The organism is Streptomyces sp. NPDC006235, assembly GCF_040613735.1.
GTDB lineage: Bacteria > Actinomycetota > Actinomycetes > Streptomycetales > Streptomycetaceae > Streptomyces.
Window position 1 is genome coordinate 1 of sequence record NZ_JBEXSR010000093.1, and the last position, 6,043, is coordinate 6,043.

Annotated in this window: 3 protein-coding genes; 1 reads left to right on the forward strand and 2 read right to left on the reverse strand. The window is 73.8% G+C overall.

Features of this window, described 5'->3' with window-relative positions:
* Positions 1 to 237 precede the first annotated feature (237 nt).
* Positions 238 to 1,446 (reverse strand): L-2-hydroxyglutarate oxidase, encoded by a 1,209-nt coding sequence (gene lhgO / locus ABZ192_RS42910; protein WP_356929885.1) that lies wholly within the window; start codon positions 1,444 to 1,446, stop codon positions 238 to 240.
* 81 nt (positions 1,447 to 1,527) lie between these two features.
* Positions 1,528 to 2,949 carry an MFS transporter gene (locus ABZ192_RS42915; RefSeq protein ID WP_356929886.1) on the reverse strand — a complete coding sequence of 474 codons (1,422 nt, stop codon included), beginning with the start codon at positions 2,947 to 2,949 and terminating at the stop codon, positions 1,528 to 1,530.
* Between the two features lie 813 nt (positions 2,950 to 3,762).
* Between ABZ192_RS42915 and ABZ192_RS42920 the strand changes: the two genes are divergently transcribed.
* Positions 3,763 to 5,880 carry an asparagine synthase-related protein gene (locus ABZ192_RS42920; RefSeq protein WP_356929887.1) on the forward strand — a complete coding sequence of 706 codons (2,118 nt, stop codon included), beginning with the start codon at positions 3,763 to 3,765 and terminating at the stop codon, positions 5,878 to 5,880.
* The last annotated feature ends 163 nt before the right edge of the window (positions 5,881 to 6,043 follow it).

Here is a 6,043-nt window from a genome sequence, read left to right on the forward strand (position 1 = left end):
CCTCCGCCTTGCAGCTGCACGCACCAGACCCCGCTCACCGGCGCTGATCAGCGCTGTCGGTTCCCTGCGACCTGATCCAAACGACAGGCCCTAGCCGTGGGCAGTCGTGCCTCCCCCAGTGCCTTAAGGGCCTGGGAGGTGCCCCCAGGCGGCACGGGGTGGGCGCAGCGGTACCCCGCTCCGCGGGGGCTGGGCAACGTCCCGGGCTCAGCAACAACGCCGAGCACCTCGAAACTCTCAGAGCGCGCTCAGTGCCCTGCGTGCCACCTCCCTGCCGATCGGCAAGGACGCCGTGGCCGCGGGAGACGGCGCGTTCAGTACATGGACCGTACGAGGGCCCTCGCGGAACAGGAAGTCGTCCACCAGCGTGCCGTCACGCAGTACCGCCTGCGCCCGGACCCCCGCCGCCGTCGGCACCAGGTCGCCCTCGGACACCCCGGGCAGCAATCTCCGCACCGCCTCCGTGAACGCTCCCTTGGACAGCGACCGCCGCAGCTCCCCCGCCCCGTACCGCCAGTGCCGCCGGGCGATCCGCCAGGAGCCCGGCCAGGCCAGCGTCGCCCCGAGCTCCCGCGCACGGACCGTCCCCCAGCCGTACCCCTCGCGGGCCAGCGCCGGCACCGCGTTGGGCCCGATGTGGACACCTCCGTCGATCCCGCGCGTGAGATGGACCCCGAGGAAAGGGAACGCCGGGTCGGGGACCGGGTACACCAGGCCCCGCACCAGCTCCGGCCGGGCCAGCTCGTAGTACTCGCCCCGGAACGGCACGATCCGGACGTCCGGGTCGTCCCCGGTCAGCCGGGCGATCTCGTCGCTGTGGAGGCCCGCGCAGTTCACCAGGACCCGCCCGCGCACGACGTCCCCGGTGGCCGTGAGCACGGCGACGCCCCGCTCGGGGCGGCGGTCGACGCGCACGACCCGCGTGCCGTAGCGGATCTCCGCGCCCGAGCCGTGGGCCAGCTGGCGGGCGACCGCGACGAAGTCGCAGATGCCGGTCGTCCCGACGTGTATCGCGGCGAGGCCCCGCACCTCCGGCTCGTACTCCGCGATCTGGGATCCGCCCAGTTCACGGACCGGAATGCCGTTCTCCCTGCCGCGCTGCACGAGGGCGTGCAGGCGGGGCAGCTCCGCGCGGTCGGTCGCGACGATCAGCTTGCCGGTGACCGCATGCGGGATGCCGTACTCGGCGCAGAACTTGACCATCTCCGCGGCGCCCCCCACCGCGTAGCGCGCCTTGAGGGAGCCGGGGCGGTAGTAGATGCCGCTGTGGATGACGCCGCTGTTGCGGCCCGTCTGGTGCCGGGCCGGGCCCGGTTCCTTCTCCAGGACCGTGACACGTGTGCCCGGTGCGGCCCGTGTGATCGCGTACGCCGTCGACAGACCGACGATCCCTCCGCCGATCACCAGCACGTCACAGTCGTATGCGATCTCCGGCACCCGCGTCACCCGCACCACCTCCCGCTTTCGATAGTGCACTGCGCCACTGACAATGCCTTCAAACGCGGGGACGGCGGTATGCCTGCCCGGTTAGGCCGGAGCCATCAGCAGCGGCCGTGCGCGTTCGCGCAGCTCGACCACCCGTGGCTCGTCGCCGTACGGCTCCAGCCGGTGCAGGAGGTCCTTGACGTACTCGGTGGTGCGGGCCGAGGAGATGCGTCCGGCGACCTCCACCGCCCGCACGCCCTGCTCGCACGCCGCGTCCAGGTTTCCCGACTCCAGTTCGGCGACCGCCGAGACGACCAGGCGCAGGCCGTGCGAGCGGACGAACTCCTCGGTGGGCTTCGACAGCGCCTGTTCCGTGAAGCGGCGGACCTGGCGGGGCGCCTTGAGGTCGCGGTAGCACTCGGCCGCGTCGGCGGCGAAGCGGTCGTAGGAGTAGAAGCCGAGCCAGCTCGGGTCGTTGTCGCCGGGGCGGGCGCGCTCCAGCCAGCTCTCGGCCGCCTTCAGGGCGCCGCCGGCCGCCTGGGCGTCACCCGCACGCGCGTGTGCCCGGGCCTCGACGAGGCGGAAGAAGCTCATGGTGCGGGCCGTGGCCAGGCCGCGGTTGCGTTCGAGGGCGGCCTGGGCGAGGTCCACGCCCTCGTCGCCGAAGCCGCGGTAGGTGGCCTGGAGGGACATGGAGGCCAGGACGTAGCCCCCGAGGGGGACGTCCGCCGCCGCCCGGGCCAGGCGCAGGGCCTGGATGTAGTAGCGCTGGGCCGCTTCCTGCTGGCCGGTGTCGAACGCCATCCAGCCCGCGAGCCGGGTGAGTTCGGCGGAGGCGCCGAAGAGGGCCCGGCCCACCTCGTCGGAGTAGGAGCCGAGGAGAAGGGGCGCGGCCTCCACCCTCAAGCACTCCGGGACCATCGACGAGCGCCAGTCGCCGCCGCCGTACTTGGAGTCCCAGCGCCGCGCGTCCTCGGCGGCCTCCCGCAGCTTCTGCACATCGCTGTGGCCGACTTTGAGCGGTGCGCCGGAGTCCTCGCCGAGGCCCACGTCACGCGCGACCGAACTGTCGGCCGGGGTTATCAGCCATCGTGAGGCGGGCGTCGCGTACGCGCTCACCGCGAACGATCCGGCCAGCGACTGCCAGATGCCGCCCCCGGCGCGGCGGCCCGCGAGGTCGAGACGGTACAGCTCCGTCGCGGACTTCACCGCCTGTCCGACGTCCCGCGGGAAGGCGAGGCCGACTTCGGGCGCGGGGTCCGCGTCCGCCAGGCCGATCTCGTGGAGCGGCACCGGGCGGCCGAGTTTCTGGCCGATGGCGGCGGCGATGAGGTGCGGCGCCGCACCCTGCGGCACCATGCCCTTCGACACCCAGCGCGCCACCGACGTTTTGTCATAGCGAAGCGTCAGTCCTCGCTGAGCGCCAAGATCGTTGACGCGCCGCGCGAGGCCTGCGTTGCTGATTCCCGCGAGGGCGAGAACGGCGCCGAGTTTTTCGTTCGGCCCGCGTTGCTCCCTGGACATGCGCCACCCCTCGACACAGACGGCTGCCGACGTTGGCATAACCACGCGGCATTCGTAAACCCAGCGTAGTTCGCCGCATCCCAAGCGTTAAGGGGCATTGTTCCGGTTGGCGGGATTGTGGTCCGTACTGAAGTGCGGTTCAGATACAGCCTGTTGCGGTGTGCTCCCAGTGTGTGGCCGTGCGCCTGTCCGTGCGCTCTTCTCCGGCCATCGCGGGAGCGGTTCCATGGTCGTTGCGTGGGTCGGCCCGCTGTACTGGATCCAGTGGGCTGGGGGACACCGCCGCCTTCATCCCCGCGGGCGGCGGAACGGTCCGGGAGGCGTACTCCGTCTCCCGGGCTGCGCGACCGCGCGGCGGTCCGCAGGGTCTGTACGGAGAGTGTTCGACGCTGCGCGCGGGATGGGGATTTGGCCGAAAATCGACTCCGTCGGCGGTGGGGTATCAGGCCTCCTACCACGGTAGTTGAGGGCGCGTCGGGCGTATTCGGGGCGTGTATCGGGGGCGCATTCGCGCCGCAGTCGTACTGATGACGTGTCGCTGACGTGTCTTGCCTCCTGGCCGTCCCTCTGTTCTTGCCGTCTCCGCCGCCGTTTTCTCTTTCCGTCTTCATCGTCGTCTTCGCTGTCCTCCTCGGCGTCGCCCCAGGGGTGTTCGGGGTCGTTCGGGGTGTCCGGGGCGGCGTGGGTGGCTCCGCCGGGGCGCGTTCGGCGGAGCGCAAGCGGCGCGGGCGCACTCTGGAACGCTTCCTTCATGGCAGCATGGTGAACCGGTTCGTACGGTGCACTGGTTGTCCACAGCCTGTGGAGGCGGCGATGCGGTGGTTGGTGGGATGGAGCAGCACCGCCGCGGGAGCCGTCGCTGCCGGCTCGGCGGGGGCCACGGGACCCGACGGTGAGACCCTGCACCCGGTGGGCTCCCAACTCCTGTGGGGCGATCCCGATCCGCTGTGGGCGGTCGGTGACTGGCGCCCCGACGAAGTGCGGGTGGTGAAGGCCGACGACCGGACGCGCATCGCCGTCCTCGGCATCTGCGGGGCCACCGACGAGCAGCTGCGCGTCGCGCTGTTCGCCGCGCGCGGCGGGGCCCTTCGGCATCTGACCGCCTGGCCGGGGAGTTATACGGCCATCGTGCAGGTCGGCCGGAGGCTGACCGTCTGCGGCGACCTCGCGGGCGCGCGGCCGGTGTTCTACACCCCCTGGGCCGGCGGCACGGCGTATGCGACGGCCGCGCTGCCGCTCGCCGACCTCATCGAGGCCAACCTCGACTTCGGGCACCTCGCCGCGCTGCTGGCCGCCCCTGACGTGCCGGCGGCGCTTCATGACTCCACGCCGTACGACGGCGTGAAGCGCATTCCGCCGGGGCATGCGCTGATCCTTCGCGCGGGGGCGCGTGAGATCGCCGGGTACGAGCCGGTCGCCTCGCTGGCGGTGGCGGCGCCCTCGGCCGACCCCGACAGCGCGGTCGACGCCGTGCGCGACGCGCTCGTGGAGGCCGTACGGACCCGGCTGTCCGCGCCGCGGCACGTCCCCGGGGCGGACATCGACCCCGGGCCCGTGCCCGGCATGGGGCCCGCCGAGCGGCGTGCCGCGCGCGGGATGCCGGTGCCGGGGATCGGGGCGGATCTGTCCGGCGGGCCCGCCTCGGGGACGCTGGCGCTGCTGGCCGCGGGGCTGCCCGGGAGGCCGGGCACGGTGCTGGGGCACGGCACGGGCGCGGGGGAGCGGCTGCTGGCGGTCACGTTCAACGACCTGGCCGTCGGAGGGCGGGAGGCCGAACTGGAGCGGGCGGGCGCGCTGGCCGCGAACCCGCGGCTGCACCATGTCGTCGTGGCCGGCGGCGAGGACACCCTGCCGTACGCCGACCTGCAGGGCCCGCTGACCGACGAGCCGGGCGCGTCCTTGGTGACGGCGGCACGGCACCGGGCGCGGCTCGCGGCCGGCAGCGCGGACCACTTCACGGGCTACGGCGCGCGGCAGGTCCTGGACGCCCATCCCGCGCGGCTGGCCGACCTGCTGATGGACCGCAAGCGCCGCCACCTGGTGCGGCCCGTCGCCGCGCTGGCCAGGACGGACGGCTCGGTGCTGGTCCCCGCGCGCGTGTACGCGGCGGCGCGGCGGCTGTCCCGTACGCCGTACCGGGCGGGGCTCGAAGGCCTGGCCGAGCGACTGCTCGAGCACCGTACGGACGACGGCCCGGACGCGCCCGGGGGCGCGGTGGAGGCCTCGCTCGCCGCGCTGACCTGGGGGAGACCCGGGCCGGCGGCGCGCTGGCTGACCGGTGAGGCGCTCGCTGAAGTATCGGTTCGTCTTCAGGCGGCGACGCACCGGTCGGAGCTGGTGGGGCCGGGGCAGCGGCCGGGTGACTTCCGTGCGCGTGCGGCGCTGGCGCGGTATGCGGCGGACCTGCGGGTGCTGGAGCAGGCCGCGGAGATCCGCTTCCAGCGGCTGCACGCGCCGTTCCTCGACAACCAGGTCGTGCGCGCGGCCCGGGCGCTGCCCGAGGCGCTGCGGGTACGGCCGGGGGCGCGGGCGGCCATACTGCGCACGGTGCTGGAAGGGGCCGGCGTCCGGGACCTGCCGCCCGGGTGGGGCGTCCCGACCCAGGCGACGGCGGCGGCCGCGGCGCGCACGGGGCTGAGGGTGGCGGCGGACTCCCTGATCGCCCTGTTCGACACGCCGCTGCTGGCGGAGGCGGGGCTGGTCGAAGCCCGGGTGGTCCGCAAGGCCCTCCGTTCCGCGGCGGCGGGCGAGCCCCTCCCGCTGGACGGTCTCGCCGACCTCGTCTCCCTGGAACTGTGGCTCCGCCGCCTGCTGTCCCGCCGCGGCACCTGCTGGACGGGAACACCGGCCCGCCAGCGGGCTGTGCCGTCGGGGATCGCGCCGCAGCGGGGGGCGTTGGGGGCGGGGGCCGCGGGGGTTCGGCGCGTGTAGCGCCTGCGCGGTGGTGGTGGGTCGGGGCCAGCGCCGGGGGGTGTCGTCCTCGGAACGGCGCGATGGGCTCGGATACCGACTGACTGTCCGTTGACGCGCCAACCGCTGCGGGCGGACACCCCCCGACACGTCCCCTTCCGTGCGTACGCGGCTGCGGGCGCGT